Raw genomic sequence first — 17646 nt, 5'->3', positions numbered from 1 at the left:
GGCAAGAAAAAGCCGCCTGCACCCTGCCCCCTGACAGCTCGGTCCATGCCCGGGGCGAGCTGGTTTTCTCCGGCTCTGGGCCCCGTAGTCTCTTCGTCCGAGAACGAAGTTCTTNTTGCCCGTCGGCACGGCAAGCGAGGCCACGCGGAACAGTCCATTTGTGGAAACGTTGAATGGTCGCACGCAGGATCCACGTGCGTAGCGCCCCAGGCAGCTCGGTCCGGATTTGTCCCCTGGGCCGGGCTGCTCCCTTTTGGCCATCGAGTGTGTGCCATTTCATACACAAACCCCAATAGCGCCTTGTTAGGATGACGGTACTGGGATTTCAGGGCACCAGTGAGATGAACGCCGCCGGGACGCTATATTTCTAGCCCGGCGGCGCAATTTTGAACCCATCGAGGGCAGCGCGAGCGACCCGACGGAGACGAGAGAACCAAAGATCTTCAGCAAGCATGGCGGCCTCCTCCCCTGGTCGGTGATTTGCGGAGCAAAGTATGTGCACCCGCGCCACCGAACCAGCACACATGACAATCCTAGAATCAACCTGAGTCACCACGGGATAAACTCGAGCCCGGCGGCGCGTCGTCGACAGAGCGCCGGCAAAGCGGTCGCTCCGCTCCCTATGCTTCAAAGCTAATTGCCACTTTTTCCCACCCTTCGTGAGGCAGCTCACATCGCCTCGCTCGGGCATGTCGGAGAATGCCGGTAGCGGAGGGTCAAGCCATGGCTGAACCTGCGAAGCGAATACCGGACTGGTTAACAACCGACATCCTAATCATCGTCGTAGGGCTGACGGTTATCGGAGTCGGATTCTGGATCGCCCCCTAGCCGTGTGCCACGAGGAAATCGGCCACCCCGCATCGCCCTCGCCCCGCAAATCACCCCCGAAGACATTGTTGCCGATTGTCACCAACCGTGTGATCAGGATCGAGCGCGCTCGCCAGACCGCTAAAGCGATCAGGCGAACCGCGCGAGCCTTTAGCGCACCGCGCGCTCACTCGTCCTTGTAATCGACCCGATGGACTCTATCTTCAGTGCATGAACCTGACAGAAGTCCAAGACCAGGCAATACAAGCCCGCATGGCGCTGATCGTAGGCGCGAAGACGTTTGACCGGCTGTTCGCGGGCATTCACTTCGATGAGCTCGACGGCGACATCCTATTCGTCTACGCGAAGGATGAGGAGATCGCGGCTGAGGTGGAGGACAACTTCTCACTTCACATCCAGATCACGGCTTCTAAGATCTTGAAGCGCGAGGTCAACATCGTGATGGTCCTGCCGAAGCAGTTCGCTCACTGAATTCATGCTGTCGTAGCCGGCGCCTCTAGGGAACATCATCTCCGCGCGTCCGGCCGCCACCGATTGAATGCGGCCAGATCAAAAAGAACAACCGATTGCCCGTGGCCGCTTCGGCATATTGGTCGATAGCAACAATGATTGCCTGGACGTGGTGAAAGCACCACCCTTCCCGCGTCGCCAACTGACGCACCTCCGCAAGGGCCTTGAAGAAGGGAGGTTGCTCCGGACTGTCAGAGAAGTAGTTCACCACTTCCGGCCTCCTAACACCTTGCCGGCGGTCGGCCCTGGCAACCCCTTCCTGAGCCTGTCGCGCTCGGCGCAAAGCCCTTCGATCTTCGCGAGCATCCGCTGCAGGAGGATTTCGGCAGACGCGGTACAGATCGCTGCCCGTTGTAGCTTCAAAATGTCGTTTCGCTGACGCCCGACCTGGACGCGCATGCCAACGGACGAACTCGAGATCCGGCATGGAGGCCCCTCTTGCGTGGAGCTCATTACTAGAACGAAACAGGAACATTCTTTCAAGTTACAAGTTGGGACCGGAGCCAGATTTTTTGGAGGTTCATCATTGGCCGACAACATCGAAAAGGACCCGACTGGGTTTCAGGACATGATCCGATGACGGGTGCCCAAGCGTCGTACCTCAAAACCCTTGCGGAGCAGGCGCACGAGCCCGTCCCAGGAGAGAAGGAACTCACGAAGGCAGAGGCGTCCGAGCTGATCGAGAAGCTGCGGAAGAAGGCCGGGTTGGGGAAATAGCCTGCCCTCCCGTCAGCGGCCGCCGTTCCGCACCGATCTCGCGGTGGAAAAGCAACTGCTCCCGCGTTTGCGAATCCCCGCTCTGTGCTAGCTCGCCGGAACGCAAGTTGAGCTGGCGGATTCGTTTCGCGCACCAGGAGCCTTCCAAATGCTGATGACCAGGGAACGGCGCGCGACGATCCGGACGCTGCGAGGATGGGCCATCTCCGTGCTGCAAGAAGCGGGCGCGATCCGCGAATGCGAAGAGCACGGGTGGATGCAGGACCGCGCCGACCCGCATGCCCGCGATCGCGCCTTCGACATCGCCCGCGAGTACCCGCCGCTTGGCGTTTCGTCGCAAGCGGCCGCCGTCGCGATCGCTGAAGTGCTGGACTCGATCGGCGACACCTGCCCGGGGTGCCCGCCCGATGCCTGATGCCCTCCGGCGAAACCTTAGCGCTTCGCCAACGTCGCCGTTCTCACCTTTGCCCCGAAGGCGCCCGCTGCTGAGCGTTCGCGTTGTTCGGGTTTTTCTTGTTCGCCTCGTGATGGCCGACGACACACCCGGCCGCGGCGCCCAGCTTGCCGTGTCCCACCATATGGCCGGCGACGCCGCCGACGATAGCACCCTTGATGCAGCCCTTCGCGTCCGCCGCGGGCGCGAAAGCAAGCGAAATCGCGGCCACGCAAGCTGCCGCCGAAATCCATCTCATGTGCGTTCCTCCGGTCATGAAGATCGAGCAGTCAACGCGATCCGGTCGAACTCCGTTCCGGAGAAGCGAATGGCTCTTGCCGGCTAATCCTGCGCGCGCCGGAGGGCGGCTTGCAGCCGTTCTCTTTCCTTTTCCCACCGGTCGTCCTCGGCCCGCGCACGCTTCCCGATAGGCTCGACCTCAACCTGAATAGCCGCGGCCTTTTTCGCATGCTCGCGCTCGGCCTTGTCCAGCGCCGCCTGCGCTTTTGCCGTCGCCTTTTCGCGCCGTTCGCGGAGCTCCTAGCGCCGGCGAGCGACCCAGACCCCAAGCAGGAAGGCAGCGAAGAGCGACTGCAACGGAGCCTTCACGGTGATCTCGCGCAGCCGATCGGCCCAGCGCATCGCGGCATCCTGTGAAGGCGACTGAGGCGGTCGCCGGTGCGCTTCCGAAATCTGCTCGACGCCGTCCTCGTTGATCAGTCCGGAAGCTTCCGTCATTGCCGAGGCTTCTTTCATGTCCATAAGGCTCTCCTCCTCTGGCGTCAGGCCGACTGTCGCTGTTGCCTGCTCGCCGGCTTCTTCGCAGCCGTCTCCTTCGCCTGTTTCTTGCCTTGGATTGGCATCAGCATTTCCTTCTGGCCGGCCGTCGCCTTTCGCGGCTTCTTGGCCGGCTTGGCGACCTTCGCCGGCTCCACTTCTTTGCCGACGCTGCGCCGCAGCGCCTCCATCAGATCGACAATGTTCTCTCCGCGCGGTCGCTCCTTGGGGGTGATCGGCTTACCGGCTCGCTTCTGGTTGATAAGGTCGATCAAGGCCGTCTCGTACTGGTCCTCGAACTTGTCGGGCTCGAATCGCCCCGACTTCTGGTTCACGATATGCTTGGCTAGATCGAGCATGTCTTTCGTGACCTTGACGTCCTGGATCTCGTCGAAATATTCGTCCTCGGAGCGGACTTCGTACGGGTAACGCAGCAGCGTCCCGACTAGGCCTTTGTCGACGGGCTCGAGCGCGATGATGTGCTCGCGGTTCGTTAGCACCACCCGCCCGATCGCAACCTTGTTCATTTCCCGGATGGTCTCGCGGATCACCGCAAATGCGTCGTGACCGACCTTGCCGTCTGGCCGAAGATAGTAAGGGCGGATCAGATATCGCAGGTCGATCTGCTCACGATCGACGAACTCGTCGATATCAATCGTGCGGGTCGATTCCAGCGCCACTTCTTCGAGCTCTTCCTTCGACACTTCAATGAAAGTGTCCTTATCAAGCATGTAGCCCTTGACGATGTCCTCGTTGGCGACCTCCTCGCCGGTGTCGGCGTCGACCTTCAGATACCTCATGCGGTGGCCGGTCTTTCGATTGAGCTGGTTGAACGAGATCTTCTCGCTCTCGGATGTGGCCGGGTACAGCGCCACCGGACAAGTCACGAGTGACAGACGCAGGAAGCCTTTCCAGTTGGCGCGGGGAGCCATGTACGCAGTACTCCGGTTTTCGATGCGACTGGATTCAAGACGATCAAGGAAGGCTTGTTCCGACAATTCCCGCCCTTGGCGCTTCATGTTACTTTTAAAACCGCTGGCTGGCTTCAGGAAAACTGCGGCGTACCTTAAGGCTCGACGCGTCGATGGCATCTCCAGAGTCGGCGTCCGGTCGTTCTTCGCGACGCAGCGAGCTGCATCATCGCGCGACCAGCCGAGCAAGAAGATATCACATCCCGTGGCTGGCAAATACCTTTTGGCAGCTTTTGCTCAGCCTGGTCCTGTTCTGCTGCAAGCATTGTTGTACCGCAAAATCATTGTCCAATTGCTTTCTGCAAAAGCGCTGCGCATCTCGCCGGCAGGCCTGTTGTTCTTGTGGGGTGCCCATGTGGCCCTGTGCAAAAGATAGTGCAGTCTCGGCCAGCAAAATGGCCAGAACCAGGACAGCCGAACGCATAACGTTCTCCCTATGTTGATGGGGACGAAACGTAGCTCGGCGTCCGCGGTTCCTGGACGGACATGCCGATACTCAGCGCAATCTGCCGAGAGGCTGACGCCCGACGAGGCGATGAGGCAGAGGATCAGCACCTGTCCGGGAAGAACCCTGGGAAGTTTAGGCTCGGCCGGGCCTTGAAGCGCTTGCACTCCACCTCATTGCGGGGCGCTCATTGCCCGCTCTAGCGCCAAATCCGTCGCGGCTAGAGTCTTCTTGTTAAACTCCTCGCTGATCATCGCTTCTTCCCAAATCGACGCGCCAAACCTAGTAGCGACTTGTCGTCGCGATCTGCTGGTACAATCACACATGTTAAGGGTGCCAAGCTTTGTTGCGTCACTTGTCTGGGTGGTCTCTACCCCCGGGGGCCGAGCTGCTTCTTTGGGAGTTCGGGCCCGTAGCCCCATTTCCACGTCAATCCACAGGCCCTAGCGGCTTGCTGCTGAGGCATGGGTACGAAGTCCCGAGAGAGCATCTACGGCGCCTCTGTACGCGCCTCAGCGGAGCGCGCGGCAGAAGCCCGCAGGCAGGCCGACAAGCTGGCCTGTGAGGCCTGGAATAAGCGCATGCTCGCCTTCCAGGGCCCTGCCCAGCCCCTCCCCGACGCTCGGGGACGCGATCAATGCCGGCTACCTGTACCTCGAGGTCAAATGCCTGGGCTGCAACACGCACCAGACGGTGGCGCTGGATATCGTCCGGCGGCGAAAGACCACTCCCATCCACGAACTCGAACGCTACATGCGCTGCAAGCTGTGCTCGGAGGAGCGCGGCTATCCCTACAAGCGAAGCCACCTGGTCGCGTTGCGGCCGAGGAAGATATCTGCAAGTGATCCGCCCTCGACGTGGTGGCCGGGCGAACGCTGAAGGTTTTGGTTTCTAGCTGCGGGGCGGAGCAAGCGCGTGACGAAGGAAATGTTCCGGACCATTGGTCTGTTGATATTTTGCGCGGCTCTTATCTGTGTGGGAGGCTACGAACTGTATGGCTGGCATCAGACGGGCCAACTCGCGATGCATGCGGGCTTACATCGTCCATTGTCTTACACTGCTGAACCGGGGCGATTTGTATGGGAATTTGGGACGTATCTCGGGATGCTTTTCCTTGGCCTGCTTGGGATAGTGGGATGCTTCTATTTTCGGGTATGGCGCTGATGGCATTACCGCCTATCACCATGATCAGCGCAGCAAGTTCGTAATGTGCAACCTCTACAGCATCACCACCAACCAGGAAGCGATCCGCGCGCTTTTTCGCGTGATCAACCGCTACGTCGGCAACCTGCCGCCGATGCCGGGCGTGTTTCCTGATTATCCGGCCCCCGTGGTGCGCAACGCCGGCGACGGCCGCGAGCTGGTGCTGATGCGCTGGGGCATGCCGCCGCCACCGCAAAAACCCGGAGGACCAGTAACGAACATCCGCAATACCCCTTCGAAATACTGGCGCGCCTGGCTCAATCCGGAAAACCGTTGCCTGGTCCCTTTCAACAGCTTCGCCGAATACGCACCAGAGCCGAACCCGGCCACGAAGAAAAAGGACGTGGTCTGGTTCGCGCTCGGTGATGACCGGCCGCTCACGGCCTTTGCCGGGATCTGGACGGAGTTCAAGGGCGACCGCGGCACCAAGTCGAAGCCGATCCCCGGACCTCACCTGGTCTACGGCTTCCTGACCACCGAAGCGAACGCGGTCGTAGAACCGATCCATGACAAGGCGATGCCGGTGATCCTGACGACGGACGAGGAGCGCGACGTGTGGCTGCGCGCGCCGTGGGATGAAGCCAAGGCGCTCCAGCGGCCGCTGCCCGACGACGCCCTGAAGATCGTGCTGCGCGGCCCCGATAAAGAGGATAGACAAGCCGCATGACTAAGGCGCGGGAGTTTATCGAATTCTGGATCGAGAACAGCGTTCACGCCGGCGATGGTGCGCACGGCGCTTCGCAAGACGTCACGGAACTCACGCGGCGCTGTCTCGAGATGGCAGAAGACCAGGGCATCTCGGAACAGGACATCAATGCCGAGATCGGCAACCTGGCGGAGTTTATCGGTCGCAAGCTTGAAGCCGCCAACAAGGTCGAAGCCGAATGGCAGCAGCGCGAGAAAGGCCCCAGCTCAAGCGGATAGTGCTGGGGCCCCTGCGGCGCTCTCGCAGTGCCGGGCCCCGGGAACAGGCCCGACGAGCGAAGATGGCCTGTGATGCGACGCTGCGCACCATTTTTGTTGAGCGACAGAATGTCCGACCAGCGCCCTCATTGTCGCTATAGCGGCCAAACGGTATTCTTGCGCGATTCTAGCGCTTACTTCATGCGCGGAGATTTTTCTACTTGTCGAAATCTGCCAAGCTCGTTGCCGCTAGGCGCGGCAAAGTACTCTTGTTGCGTCGCCGGCGCGATGGCTTATGGATGTTTCCTGGCGGACGTAAGCGGCCGCGAGAAACGGAAACGGAATGCCTTCGGCGGGAGATCGAGGAAGAACTTCCCCGGCTCAGGTTGGGCAGGGTGCGACTCTGGAAGGAGATCAAAGCAAAGAACAAGCGCTCGGGCCCTAAGGTGAGCGACGCCATCTTCATCGCGGAGAAAGCGAAGGGTCCCTTGGTCATCGGAGACAAGAATGAAATCGACCGCGGCGTCTGGCGCAAGCCCCGGGGCATTCGGTTGACGCCCACCTCCCGCTACATTCGAGACAAGCTCTTCCCCGGAAAGTAACGCGCATGAAATACGCCGCTCGCCGGCTACTGGAACTCGCTCGCGCCGTCGAACCCCTTGCAGGACGGCCGCATCCACATCGACAAGATCAACTACCCATTCATGGATCACGAGAAGGCCAAGCCGTCCGAATATGGCGCCAGGCTCAAGCTCGCAATCGGGCGCGGCTGGCTCAAGGCGTCTGAAACGGCCCCAGCTTCGTGCCGCATGGGCCGTTTCGCTTTGAGCGCGGTACGGCGCCCCTTGAACGAACCCGGACCAGGAAAGCTATGCAATTAATGCCCCAATCAGGCGAGCTACGCCGCCCCTAGGGCAGCTTCTCCGGAGAGGTGCCGGACGTTTTCTTTTCCATCAAACTCTACGCTGCCTCGCGTCTCGAACGCTCAACGAGCTTGCTGACGGCTTCGAAGCTCTTTTCATAGTTGCTCGCCGCCTGATCAACATTCTCGGCAAACAGCCGCATCATCGACGCTTGGAACTCAACGAGTGGCTTTACAGCGTTGAAGCCGAGGGAGGCACTGGCAGCCGCGCGACTCTCTTGTTCTTTGACTATGCCGCGGACGTCTAATTTCTGATCGGCCATTTGATTCCCTCCTCTTGTTATTGCCCCAGCCACCTGACCCAAACGCTAAAGCGAGATACGAGTTTCAAAGGACGGAGTTAATGCGCTGACTAGGTCAGACAGTCAGGCTGACAACTTGTCTTCCTCGCGCCGACCAAGGATAATCTGAAATAGAGAACATCGCGATCCATGTTTGAGCCTGGGGCGATCTGGTCGCCGACCATTGATCTAGCTCAAGTGTCCCGCCGGAACATGTTCACGGCCGGAGAACTGCGGGCTACGCCTTTCTGACTTGAGCATTTAATCTCGCTAGCTCCAGCGTCCGTTTCGGCAGCCGCTGGCGCATCTGTTCATATTCGAAGCGGCGTCGCTGAAGCTCCAATCGCAGTAGTCGCGATTCGAGGATGGTGACATTTGCTCGCTCAAATAGCGGTCCATCCAGATTCCATACGCGATGCCGACGGCATTCGCATGTAACTAGGACACTGCCAAATTCAACTTAGGACAAGTGGTTAAATACGGAGACCACCCCCATGTCCATCGACGATCAGGCCCACTTATCTTCTTCGCGGCGGGCTTCGTCCTCATTGAGGCGCTCTGCCACGTCATCGGCGATCGGTGAATCTTCAGTGGTCGCGATCGGCGTGCCGTCCTGTTTCTTGATCTTTTTGCCTTCGGCATGCACTGGAAAATCATCGGGTTTTAGCGGTTTCTTTGAAGCCGACATCGCGACTCCCTCCTGTGAGGCGACATGATAGCACGCTCTAAGTACCGGGGCCGCCCCGAACTCTCGCTTGGCTGGGTGCGTCCCCTTCGGGACGCGTGCTCACTCGTTTTCATCCTCGCTAAGTTCCCGCTCTGCCAGGAACCAGAACTCGAGGTCTCGGCCCGTAGGCCGCCCGTGCTGTTCCCAGAGTTCGTGGGCGCGAGCCCTGATTGCTTGCTTGGACCGCCGCGCGGCTAGGCGCCGTTGCAGGCTCTCCCTCAGATCCTCGACGAACGCCTTGAGCCGCTGATAGGTCGTTTGGTCGGTTATCTCAGAAGCCAGCCGCTTCGCCTGTTCGAGTTGGCGCTCTAACTCTTGGGGCTCGGTGCTCTGGCTCATGGTCACCTCCGCCAGAAATAAATCGGCGGGGGCAAAATTGTTCATCTTCGGCTTGTTCGTCCGGGAAGCCGGGCCACGAGGCGCGCCCCGCTCCAAAGCTCGATGCCAGGGCCCTCGACCGAGCCCTTTCGATCGCTTCTTCGTCATCAGCGCAGATCATGGGTTCTGAGCTGATGATATGGCCGTCCAGCCCGATGGTATAGGCTCGGTACTCCGGCATGGTCTATTGCGGTGCCCGCAGGCCGGGTGAACTAAGCCACTCATCGATGTGGGAGGCTGTCTCACTTTGCCGCGCCCTTCGCAGTAGGTTTTCGCGCTCTTTGCCGGGCGGCAGTTTTTTGGCTTGCTGGCGGGCCAGCTTAGCGTGCTCGATCAAGCGATCACGGAGGGACAAAACTTGTTTGAAACGGCGTCTCTTCATGACGCGCTCCATCCTTAATGCAGGCGGGAGCACAACACTCTCAGTCACCGCTAAATAGCCTTGGGACGGTACGGCGATGAAGCCAGCCTACGCCCAATCAGTGCTGGCTTCGGTCCAAAAGTGCACACAGCCTCGGTACGCAGTTTCTGAAGCAGAAGGATCTATGAGGTCGGCCAAGAGTCGAATCCCCGCCTCTGGCATTAAAAGCCCGAGCCAGGCGCCCCTCCGGCAACCTCCGGCCGGTTGCGCGAAAGGGGGAGAAAGTGACCTACATCCACGAACGGAAGGTGCCCACCGCGGCCTAGACGAAGCAAAGCTCTTTGGCGTGTCAGCAATCCGGCATTCCCGCCGGACGTGCAGACGCATTTCCGGCGGAGCCGGTTGAGCCAGAAGCGCCAGAACCGGTTGGGCCCGGCGCGGTTGAGCCCACAGTCGTTTCAGGTGCCTTTTCCGACGATGATGCACCAGCGGAGGTCGGGTTCTTTTCGCGAATGATGTTATTGCTTACGTCCCAGCATTGCTTGGGCGTGACGCCCTGATCGCGGTTTGCACTAACGCCCGTTCCTTGTGCATTTGCGAAGCTGGTGACTGCCAAAAGGATGGCGCCACAAACCGAAGCGAAATAGATCGTCTTCATGGTTCTTTCCTTCTCACTCATCTGACTGCGGGCGCTCAGTGAACCGGTGGATGCCTGAGAGCGGGGCCGATCGCCTGACTGCCGTCGGCAGCCCACTCGTCCCCGAATGAGGGTCGCTGTGCGAGCCTCAGCCATTCTTCGGAAAGCCGCAGCAGTTGCTGCTTGTCTATCGAAGAGACGGCCTTCGCGGCTTGTTGCCGGCAGTGCGCGGCTCGCGTGCGGCAAATATCTCCGTGCTCAGCCATGACCGGTAAACTGGTCCGCGCTCGCTTCCCGGGCGCCGATTGGCCCCGCATCAACTTCAATTCACCCGACCGGTTTAACGTTCCTAGCCCAGCCGTCTAGGAACGGTTTGCGGAAGGTCGCGTTTGCGAACGGAAAGTCGTGATTTGCCGTCAATGCCCCGTTACTTCTTTCACATCAGCGGAAAGTTCCCATTTCGGGACGAAGTCGGAACGGAGCTTCGAGACGATCGCGCCGCCTGGAAGGAAGCTCTGTTGCTGACCCGCGACATCGAAACATCCTTTCAGCCGGGGCAGAGTTGGAGCCTCGATGTCAAGGCTGGTGATCGCTTGCTTTACCGAATCGGCATCACTAGCGAAGAAGGATGAACAGCGCGCCCGCTACGGAGCCACGATAAAGCCAGCCCGTTGACGAGCACCAAGTGCTCTCCGAGTTAGGACACCTGCCCCAAAAATTTGCCTGCTCTTAGCAAAGCGCGTCTGTTGGGACGCCGGGAAATAGCGGGAGTGGACCTCGCTCCGTCTCCACGAAGCGGGGTCGCTTCCGTTCTTTAAACTGGAGCCCTCCAAAACGGCCCCTCGGCCCCCTACTAGAGCCGTCTCGTTTTCGGCACCTGCAAATACGGGCATTTGGCCGACGGCGAACAGAACGTAAATCGGTCGCGGGCGCAGACTTTAAGCTCGCGACCGGTGACCCCTGGCGAAATAAAACGTGGCCAGTTTGTGTGACGTCACCACTGACTTGACGAGTCGTGGAAGGCCAGCCCACGTCAGACGTGTGACGCGATCCCCTCTCTCTCCTTAGCAGATGCTCTCAATCTTCTGCTTCGCGCTCCCCTTCCGTTTGCAACGATCTTTCGAAGCGAAATGAGATCCGGCATTTTTTCTCTGAGCATGAACATGAAAGCGCGTTCGTGCGCGCATTGTGATGACGTTGGAAAACTTGATTGCGTTGCGCGATCTATTGAACAGTTCGATACGGCAAACGCCCGCTCCTTCCGCCAGCAGCAGGGCCGCCAAGGTCCATTAGCGGCGCGCTCGGTATGCTACCATGCGAAGCGGCGACGATTTCAGCGTCAGCAACGAATTTTCGAAGCGAAAGCAAATCCGACATCTTTTGTGCGAGCACATCGGTATCTGACGCGAGTTGCTCGCAAAGTTCTTTGGCACTGCGTGTTGAAGCGCGCATACCAGCCGCCCTCCTTCTTTGGAAAGGAAGTAACCTGATATGATCGGGAAAGTTCGGTAATTAATTTATTGCAGCTTTAACTTTTTAATATGTCATTTAATTTCACATTAAATGTCGGTCGGCAACAAAGGAGAAGGCAATGAAGGTCGGTTTTGGCATAGCCGCCGCGATTTTGGCCCTCGCTCTGACGGCGATGCCCCCGCCTGCGCAAGCCTGCAATGACAGGGGAAATTGCGAGAACGCGCCCGGTCAGAACAAAAACGTCAGCGCAGCCCCCGGGCCGATCGCTGGTGCAGGTCTTCCGATCCTTGCCGTTGGCTACGGCGTCTATTGGCTGATCAGGCGCCGCAGGAAGCAGAGCTGACATTTTCCCTTGATACCAAGGCGTGCTCAAATAGGAGGGAACGCCGGTCTCTCCGCACGCAAAATCACTGCAGCAGCAGGCACGTCGGCGCTTCTTGACGATCGATAATGCGTAAACGCTTGGCTAGTCGCCATCAACACCGCAGCAAAGACAACAACCAAGACAAGTTGAAGCATATCTTCCATCGCCATCGCACCGGAATCGCCCGACTGTAGAACGAAATCAGCAACGCCTCCGTTCCGCATGTTGGGAAAAAGATGCAATCGGGTTGGACCTTGGGGCGCTCGTGCCTCATGTAAGAAGGGCTTCGGCAAAGTGGATGCTGAGGTCCCGAGGTCGGCGGCTGGCTGGGCCGCTCGCGTTGGCACGGCTTGGCCGCGCTAGTAATGCACTCTGGGCCGAGCCGTTTCTATCTCTTGCGCGCGAGCCGCTTCTCCACCCGCTTGCGGCTATTGCCAACCTTCTTCACTGCCTTCTTCACGGCGGATGCCGATCGGCCTGTCTTTTTCGACTCGTAGCTGACCTCGTGCCGCTGTCCGCCGGCGACCCGCGCTCGGTCCTGCTTGCGGCCTCGCGTCGTCTGCTTCTTCGCTTTTGCCATTCTGGCCTCCCTTGTCGTCATGACGCAACGCAGGATAGGGTTTCGCGGTTCCGGTCTGCCGCGATCGTCGGAACGATTCGACCTATACCAGTTTGAATCCGCCTTCTTTGCGTGGAGGTTTCGAGTGGCGTTTCAGCGCAGAAGGCCGGCAGCGCTCGGTACCAAGGCGCCATACCCGGGCTTCATCGAGCCGGCGCTGGCGACGGAGATTGAGCGGGTGCCGACCGGCGCCAGATGGATTCACGGGATCAAGTTCGACGGCTACCGCGTCCAAACTCACATCGCCAATGAGGCCGTCAAGATCTTCACTCGGCGCGGCCATGACTGGACACGTCGCTTCCGCAAAATCGCCGACGACGCCTGGCACATCTCCGCCGGCAGCGACGTCATCGACGGCGAGGTGGTCGCGCCGGCCAAAGACGGCACGACGGATTTCTCGGTGCTGCAGAACGAGCTCAAGGGCCGATCGAAAAAGATCGTCCTTGTCGCCTTCGACCTGCTCTATCTCGATGGCCACGACTTGCGGAAGCTGCCGCTCTCCACGCGGAAGGCCGCATTGAAGAAACTTATCGCCAGCACCGACATCCAGTTCAGCGAGAGTTTCGAGATTGGCGGCCGTGAGATGTTCGAGCACGCCTGCAGGGTCGGCTACGAGGGCGTAGTCTCGAAGATCGCCGACAGCCCCTATGTCTCAGGCCGCGGCCGCAACTGGGTGAAGACACCGTGTGCGCAGCGGGAGACGCTGACGATCGCCGGCTTCGCCCTGGACGAAGGAAAATGGGACGGCGTCTATCTCGGCCGGCGCAAGGGCGCTGAGCTGATCTACGCCGGCAAGGTCGACCACGGCTTCGACAAGGTGTCGGCCGCCGATTTGCAGAAGCGCCTAACGCCGCTGATCCGCAAGACGCAGCCCTACACGAAGCGGATCGCGCACAAAGGCATCTGGGTTGAGCCGAAGCTGCTCGCCGAGGTCGAGTACCGCGCCAAATCGGCGGAGGGCAAGGTGCGGCATCCGTTCTTCAAAGGCCTGCGGGAGGACCTCTGAGGTGAAATGGTGCCCCCGTTGCGACAATTGCCGCTGGGTCTGCGAGAATCACCCGCTGAAGCCGTGGTTAGGCGCACGCCTGCACCTGCGGTGGAGCGGGCATCCCCTGCCCGTTCTGCAACCGCAGCGACGAGGAAACGCCGCCAGACCTGCCGGAGGGCTTTAAGGCTGACACGATCACAAAGGAAGATGGTACCGATTGAGCTTATTCGCGCGCACCGATTACGAGATCATTGTCGACGCCGTTCAAGCTGCCCGTCGTGTGCTCGGTGAGAACATAGAGCCGGGACAGCCGCGCAACGTCACCGTCACCGTTCATCGGCTGCTGGGACTGCTGGACAATCGAGACGTCCACGCGGTGCTGAAGCGCATCGACCTGCGTAACACGTTCGAGCTGGTCAGCGTCGAGACCTGATGAATTTTCCTCTTGGACGCGGGACGCATGCCGCTGCGCCTCATCAAGGCCTCGTGCGCAGGGCATTTACATAGTTTAATGTATCTGGGCAGACCGGCGATAAAAATTCTGCATGGGATGCAAACGAAAGCGAAAATCGATCCACGCCGATCGGCTCGCTGCGGGAGCGGCTCGTCAGCTCAGCCCAGCCCAGCAGGCTCGCACGCGCGCCAGAAATCTTGCACCGGGCGCCGAGCAGGATAAGCTGCTCCGGCAAGCGAGGCAAGCCGAACGGGCAGCTGAGCTGGACGAAGCCCTAGGTTTGGTCAGGCGAAATGAAAGACATGCAAGCGCACTTGGAAAAGCTTCGGAATGAAGCCGACGAGTGCGATCTAATCAGCAAGCTCGCGACCAACGCGACGAAGAAAGCACTCTTTGCCAAGCTTGCCGAACACCACCGAGCGTTGGTCAGGGATGTAGAGCAAGCGATCGCGGCCTCCTCGGTAGATCCGAGCGATTGAATCCCGACCGCCGGCCATTGCGGGGATAAAACGCAGCCCGGCCGGGGGTAAGACCGAGCGGCGAGGGGGCAGCGCACACCCGGTTGGTGATCGTCTGTGCGCACCCATCCAACTTCGCGCGCGGACCCTTTGTTCCTTATCTGCCGGCGGTGCAAAAACGAAGAAGACTATCGTTTTTCTGCAGCGACCAAGGCCCGTCGCAGTCGCGATCGTGCTGCTGGAGGTCGAGATTGGCTAGCCAGAGGACCTAATGACAGCCCGCGGGAACATCGACAACGATCAGCCGCGCGTCGTCGTTCCGGTAGTCAGCTGGAAAGCGAGTTCCTAAGCTCAGGCGATGAGGTGGCCGAGGCGTCCTTCCAGTTCTGCTCTCAAGCGCGCCACCTGCTGAAGGCGGGCTGACAGATCCTCGGCAGTACGACTCAAGCGTACCCCCTGCGTAAGACGGTCTGATAGATTCTTGGTAATACGAAGCAGCAGAATGTTGCGATCGCCTTCTCTCATAGCGTCACCAGGCAATGTACAGTGGCAGCAGCAGAGAGTAAGTGAGCAGCCGCGGATCTGTTCCGGCGATGTTTGCGCGCGGCTGGCCGGAGGCATGCAGGCTCAGAATCCGCGTGCCCGCAACCAGCGACCGAAATCGGCCGAATGCAAGGTGCGGCGCCTCAAAGGCACCTCTGAAATGAAGTGGTGCGCACGCTGCGACAATTGCCGCTGGGTCTGCGAGAACCATCCAGCCAAGCCGTGGCTGGGCGAGCACGCCTGCACCTGCGGCGGCGCCGGCATGCCCTGCCCGGCCTGCAATCCGAGCGATGAGAAGACACCGCCCGACCTCCCCGAGGGTTTCGAAGCGGTCTCGATGACCGGGAGCCACATGCGGCGGATTCCTGGCGAGGAGATCGAAAGCTCGATCGAACCACGCGAGTGGTCGGAGCCGGAGCCGGCGACTTTCGCACCATCGACGGCAAGCCGATCTATTGGCGCGATGGTCGCGGCGTTGTGCATGCCTGTGAGGGCGCCGACATACATCCCGGCGTCAGGGTGCTCTGGACGCTTTGCGGGAAGGATGTCCCGGCCGACACGGCTTACCAGGCCGAGGGGGAAGTCATCACCTGCCCGATTTGCCGAGAGCTCGTCGTAGAGCAAGGTGAACGCAGCCCGACCTAACCAGCTAAATGATCGCGCCACTCTGCACGGTCATTTTTTTTCTTAGCCATTTGGTCACAAGTGCACAGACGCGCGGCATCGAGTGTGCCTTGTTTCGGTAAGCGCTCTCTCCCGCTGATCACTAGGGTGCTCCGAAAGGTGAGCCCAGAGCACGCGACGCCCCAGCGCAACCCCTCCTGATTCGTCGGGCGCCGGGGCGGTCGAACTCCGCCTTCCTTAATGCACGTGATTGAACTCCCGGTCGGCATGGCAGGTTGGCTCCGGCTGTTGGGCATAGATGTCCTTTGGCCTTCAGTTGCGACAATGCAGAAGCCCCCGAGGGAACGGGGGCTCTCTTTTATGAGACATGACTCGGTGCGCGGATGCGACAGCGTCGACTGGGAAAAATAGGAACACATCATTCAGCGCTCAGTTGTTGGACCTCTGCATCTTCCAACGAGGACCATAACAAATGAAGCGTACCTTACTGGCAGTGTTGGCGACTGCGGTGCTCTCAGCGAGCCCGGCGATAGGGCAAAATCCCCCCGCCCAATCTGGCCCGAACAACAGTGCTGTTAACAGTTCGGGACAAAACAATTCGAGCGCCCCCGTGGCTGGCCGGAACAGCTTCACCGAGAGCCAGGCAAAGTCGAGGATCGAGCAGGCGGGCTACTCGAATGTCACGTCTCTGAAAAAGGACGACGACGGCGTGTGGCGCGCCAAGGCCAACAAAGGCGGCTCGCCGACCGATGTCAGCTTGGATTTTCAAGGCAACGTAAACTCGGCTAAGTAAGAGGGCACCTCGACATGACCGTTACAATTTCACGCCTTTATGACAACTACGCCGATGCGCAACGGGCCGTTACCGGCCTGGAGGCGGCAGGCGTGCCTCACTCTGACATCAGCATTGTCGCCAATAATTCGGACAACTGGTACAGCGCCGATAGAAAGGTGGATCGTGATGCCGACGGCGTGGATGATCGCGCCGAAGGTGCCGGTAAAGGCGCCGGGATCGGTGCCGGAGTTGGGGCTGCGGCTGGATTGTTAACGGGGCTCGGGTTGCTCGCCATTCCGGGTCTAGGACCTGTGGTGGCTGCCGGGTGGCTCGTCTCCACGGCGGCGGGCGCGGCTGCTGGTGCTGCCACTGGCGGTGTTGTTGGCGCCTTGACCCAAGCAGGGGTCTCGGAGGAAGAGGCTCCGCTATACGCCGAGGGCGTTCGTCGCGGTGGTACGCTGGTATCAGCGCGGGTTGCTGACGCCGATCGAGGACGGCTGGAATCAATCCTCGATCAGTCCGCTGTGAATCTCCACGACCGCAGCTCCGCTTGGCGAAAGTCGGGTTGGAAGAGTTTCGATCCGTCGGCCAAACCCTACGGAGCCGAAGACGTGCGCAGGGAGCGTGAGCTTTACACTGCACAAAGGCGATAGCGCCGGACGACCCGCTTCGGCGGGTCGTTCTTTCTTCCCGGAAAGAGCGTTGATTCATTAGCCGCCTTGAGCCCAATGATCGACCGCAGATGAAAGCGCAGCCCCGGCGCTCCCCCCACGAAAGTTAGCGCCCCTCTCCTGAGACAGGATGCGATGACGCCGCGTGAGAAACGTGACATGCCTTACATCATCGGGCTCGCCTGTTTGGCGGCGACCTTGATGGTCGCCGCGTGTACCGAAAACCTTGTCCGAGTTGATGATGTGACGGATTCGGCTAAGGTGGCGGGATGATCGGGCTTCTCTATTTCGTGCTGGCCGTCGTGACCTCGCCGTTCAGGTCGAGGTTGCAGCTTGAAGCTGAGAACGCGGCGCTTCGACATCAGTTGATGGTCTTGCGGCGGAGGCTGCAGGGTCGCGTCCGGCTCACGAACCATGATCGCTGGTTCTTTGTCCAGCTGTATCGTTGGTTTCCATCAATCTCGTCCGTCCTCACGATCGTCCGGCCCGAGACCCTCGTGCGTTGGCACAGGACTGGTNTTCGCTGCTACTGGCGTTGGAAGTCACGATCTTCGGGAGGCCGACCGCAGATCGACACCGAGCTG

25 protein-coding genes and 1 pseudogene are annotated in these 17646 nt (G+C 60.0%); 14 read left to right on the top strand and 12 right to left on the bottom strand.

Annotation, left to right across the window (positions count from 1 at the left end):
• Positions 1–1080: 1080 nt before the first annotated feature.
• Complete coding sequence (locus YY7_RS0146005) at positions 1081–1299, top strand: hypothetical protein (RefSeq protein WP_349642721.1); 219 nt, start codon at positions 1081–1083, stop codon at positions 1297–1299.
• Between the two features lie 25 nt (positions 1300–1324).
• On the opposite strand, the gene YY7_RS59545 is transcribed toward YY7_RS0146005, so the two are convergent.
• On the bottom strand, positions 1325–1549 hold the full coding sequence (locus YY7_RS59545; RefSeq protein WP_080664151.1) for a hypothetical protein: 225 nt from the start codon (positions 1547–1549) through the stop codon (positions 1325–1327).
• Positions 1550–1914: 365 nt separating this feature from the next.
• Between YY7_RS59545 and YY7_RS55455 the strand changes: the two genes are divergently transcribed.
• A complete protein-coding gene (locus YY7_RS55455; RefSeq protein ID WP_245287674.1) occupies positions 1915–2055 on the top strand; it encodes a DUF3072 domain-containing protein in 141 nt (46 codons plus the stop codon).
• Between the two features lie 148 nt (positions 2056–2203).
• Positions 2204–2470: a hypothetical protein gene (locus YY7_RS0145990; protein ID WP_028168935.1), complete on the top strand. Its 267-nt coding sequence runs from the start codon at positions 2204–2206 to the stop codon at positions 2468–2470.
• A 43-nt stretch (positions 2471–2513) separates the two neighbouring features.
• Here the strand turns inward: YY7_RS0145990 and YY7_RS55450 are convergent, their stop codons facing one another.
• From YY7_RS55450 to YY7_RS59540, 4 genes are all read right to left on the bottom strand, one after another.
• Positions 2514–2747, bottom strand: coding sequence for a hypothetical protein (locus tag YY7_RS55450; RefSeq protein WP_035692789.1), 234 nt, complete (start codon positions 2745–2747; stop codon positions 2514–2516).
• Positions 2748–3028: 281 nt separating this feature from the next.
• Positions 3029–3250 (bottom strand): hypothetical protein, encoded by a 222-nt coding sequence (locus YY7_RS0145980; protein WP_028168934.1) that lies wholly within the window; start codon positions 3248–3250, stop codon positions 3029–3031.
• A gap of 20 nt (positions 3251–3270) precedes the next feature.
• Positions 3271–4197 carry a Ku protein gene (locus YY7_RS0145975; protein WP_028168933.1) on the bottom strand — a complete coding sequence of 309 codons (927 nt, stop codon included), beginning with the start codon at positions 4195–4197 and terminating at the stop codon, positions 3271–3273.
• A 235-nt stretch (positions 4198–4432) separates the two neighbouring features.
• Complete coding sequence (locus YY7_RS59540; protein WP_080664150.1) at positions 4433–4660, bottom strand: hypothetical protein; 228 nt, start codon at positions 4658–4660, stop codon at positions 4433–4435.
• Positions 4661–5145: 485 nt separating this feature from the next.
• Between YY7_RS59540 and YY7_RS55445 the strand changes: the two are divergent.
• The 4 genes and pseudogenes from YY7_RS55445 to YY7_RS0145945 all read left to right on the top strand — a co-directional run bounded on the left by YY7_RS55445 (position 5146) and on the right by YY7_RS0145945 (position 7389).
• Positions 5146–5560 (top strand): annotated as a pseudogene (locus tag YY7_RS55445) (hypothetical protein).
• A 328-nt stretch (positions 5561–5888) separates the two neighbouring features.
• On the top strand, positions 5889–6551 hold the full coding sequence (locus YY7_RS0145955) for an SOS response-associated peptidase (protein ID WP_028168931.1): 663 nt from the start codon (positions 5889–5891) through the stop codon (positions 6549–6551).
• Positions 6548–6808 (top strand): DUF768 domain-containing protein, encoded by a 261-nt coding sequence (locus tag YY7_RS0145950; RefSeq protein ID WP_028168930.1) that lies wholly within the window; start codon positions 6548–6550, stop codon positions 6806–6808. The genes YY7_RS0145955 and YY7_RS0145950 overlap by 4 nt, the downstream gene beginning before the upstream one ends.
• 200 nt (positions 6809–7008) lie before the next feature.
• The gene (locus YY7_RS0145945; RefSeq protein WP_028168929.1) at positions 7009–7389 is read left to right on the top strand and encodes an NUDIX hydrolase; all 381 of its coding nucleotides are present in this window, start codon (positions 7009–7011) and stop codon (positions 7387–7389) included.
• A 358-nt stretch (positions 7390–7747) separates the two neighbouring features.
• On the opposite strand, the gene YY7_RS0145935 is transcribed toward YY7_RS0145945, so the two are convergent.
• The 4 genes from YY7_RS0145935 to YY7_RS61450 all read right to left on the bottom strand — a co-directional run bounded on the left by YY7_RS0145935 (position 7748) and on the right by YY7_RS61450 (position 10114).
• Positions 7748–7972 carry a hypothetical protein gene (locus YY7_RS0145935; protein ID WP_028168928.1) on the bottom strand — a complete coding sequence of 75 codons (225 nt, stop codon included), beginning with the start codon at positions 7970–7972 and terminating at the stop codon, positions 7748–7750.
• 526 nt (positions 7973–8498) lie between these two features.
• Positions 8499–8678: a hypothetical protein gene (locus tag YY7_RS0145930; RefSeq protein WP_028168927.1), complete on the bottom strand. Its 180-nt coding sequence runs from the start codon at positions 8676–8678 to the stop codon at positions 8499–8501.
• A 99-nt stretch (positions 8679–8777) separates the two neighbouring features.
• Entirely contained in the window at positions 8778–9101 is a 324-nt protein-coding gene (locus YY7_RS0145925; RefSeq protein WP_245287673.1) for a DUF2934 domain-containing protein, read from the bottom strand.
• 704 nt (positions 9102–9805) lie between these two features.
• On the bottom strand, positions 9806–10114 hold the full coding sequence (locus tag YY7_RS61450) for a hypothetical protein (RefSeq protein ID WP_155255629.1): 309 nt from the start codon (positions 10112–10114) through the stop codon (positions 9806–9808).
• Positions 10115–10512: 398 nt separating this feature from the next.
• Here YY7_RS61450 and YY7_RS0145920 point away from each other — a divergent pair, with 398 nt between their 5' ends.
• Both YY7_RS0145920 and YY7_RS0145910 read left to right on the top strand, forming a co-directional pair.
• Positions 10513–10725: a DUF6894 family protein gene (locus YY7_RS0145920; RefSeq protein ID WP_028168925.1), complete on the top strand. Its 213-nt coding sequence runs from the start codon at positions 10513–10515 to the stop codon at positions 10723–10725.
• 959 nt (positions 10726–11684) lie between these two features.
• The gene (locus YY7_RS0145910) at positions 11685–11909 is read left to right on the top strand and encodes a hypothetical protein (RefSeq protein ID WP_028168924.1); all 225 of its coding nucleotides are present in this window, start codon (positions 11685–11687) and stop codon (positions 11907–11909) included.
• Positions 11910–12318: 409 nt separating this feature from the next.
• On the opposite strand, the gene YY7_RS0145900 is transcribed toward YY7_RS0145910, so the two are convergent.
• Positions 12319–12510: a DUF3606 domain-containing protein gene (locus YY7_RS0145900; RefSeq protein ID WP_028168922.1), complete on the bottom strand. Its 192-nt coding sequence runs from the start codon at positions 12508–12510 to the stop codon at positions 12319–12321.
• Between the two features lie 124 nt (positions 12511–12634).
• On the opposite strand from YY7_RS0145900, the gene ligD reads away from it, so the two are divergent.
• The 3 genes from ligD to YY7_RS0145885 all read left to right on the top strand — a co-directional run bounded on the left by ligD (position 12635) and on the right by YY7_RS0145885 (position 14470).
• Positions 12635–13555, top strand: a complete 921-nt coding sequence (ligD, locus tag YY7_RS0145895) for a non-homologous end-joining DNA ligase (RefSeq protein WP_028168921.1) — start codon at positions 12635–12637, stop codon at positions 13553–13555.
• Positions 13556–13754: 199 nt separating this feature from the next.
• Positions 13755–13970, top strand: a complete 216-nt coding sequence (locus tag YY7_RS0145890) for a hypothetical protein (RefSeq protein ID WP_028168920.1) — start codon at positions 13755–13757, stop codon at positions 13968–13970.
• Positions 13971–14284: 314 nt separating this feature from the next.
• On the top strand, positions 14285–14470 hold the full coding sequence (locus YY7_RS0145885) for a hypothetical protein (RefSeq protein WP_028168919.1): 186 nt from the start codon (positions 14285–14287) through the stop codon (positions 14468–14470).
• 606 nt (positions 14471–15076) lie between these two features.
• Here the strand turns inward: YY7_RS0145885 and YY7_RS0145875 are convergent.
• On the bottom strand, positions 15077–15658 hold the full coding sequence (locus tag YY7_RS0145875; protein ID WP_155255628.1) for a hypothetical protein: 582 nt from the start codon (positions 15656–15658) through the stop codon (positions 15077–15079).
• A 430-nt stretch (positions 15659–16088) separates the two neighbouring features.
• Here YY7_RS0145875 and YY7_RS0145870 point away from each other — a divergent pair, with 430 nt between their 5' ends.
• Complete coding sequence (locus YY7_RS0145870) at positions 16089–16409, top strand: PepSY domain-containing protein (protein ID WP_028168917.1); 321 nt, start codon at positions 16089–16091, stop codon at positions 16407–16409.
• Between the two features lie 14 nt (positions 16410–16423).
• On the top strand, positions 16424–17044 hold the full coding sequence (locus YY7_RS0145865; protein ID WP_028168916.1) for a general stress protein: 621 nt from the start codon (positions 16424–16426) through the stop codon (positions 17042–17044).
• A gap of 182 nt (positions 17045–17226) precedes the next feature.
• Here YY7_RS0145865 and YY7_RS61445 read toward each other — a convergent pair whose 3' ends face one another.
• Entirely contained in the window at positions 17227–17478 is a 252-nt protein-coding gene (locus YY7_RS61445) for a hypothetical protein (protein WP_155255627.1), read from the bottom strand.
• Positions 17479–17646 lie beyond the last annotated feature (168 nt).

It is taken from the genome of Bradyrhizobium elkanii WSM2783 (genome assembly GCF_000472865.1).
GTDB classification, from domain to species: Bacteria; Pseudomonadota; Alphaproteobacteria; order Rhizobiales; family Xanthobacteraceae; genus Bradyrhizobium; species Bradyrhizobium elkanii_A.
Note: the sequence above shows the minus strand (reverse complement) of the source record. Positions and strands in the feature narration are given on the sequence as shown.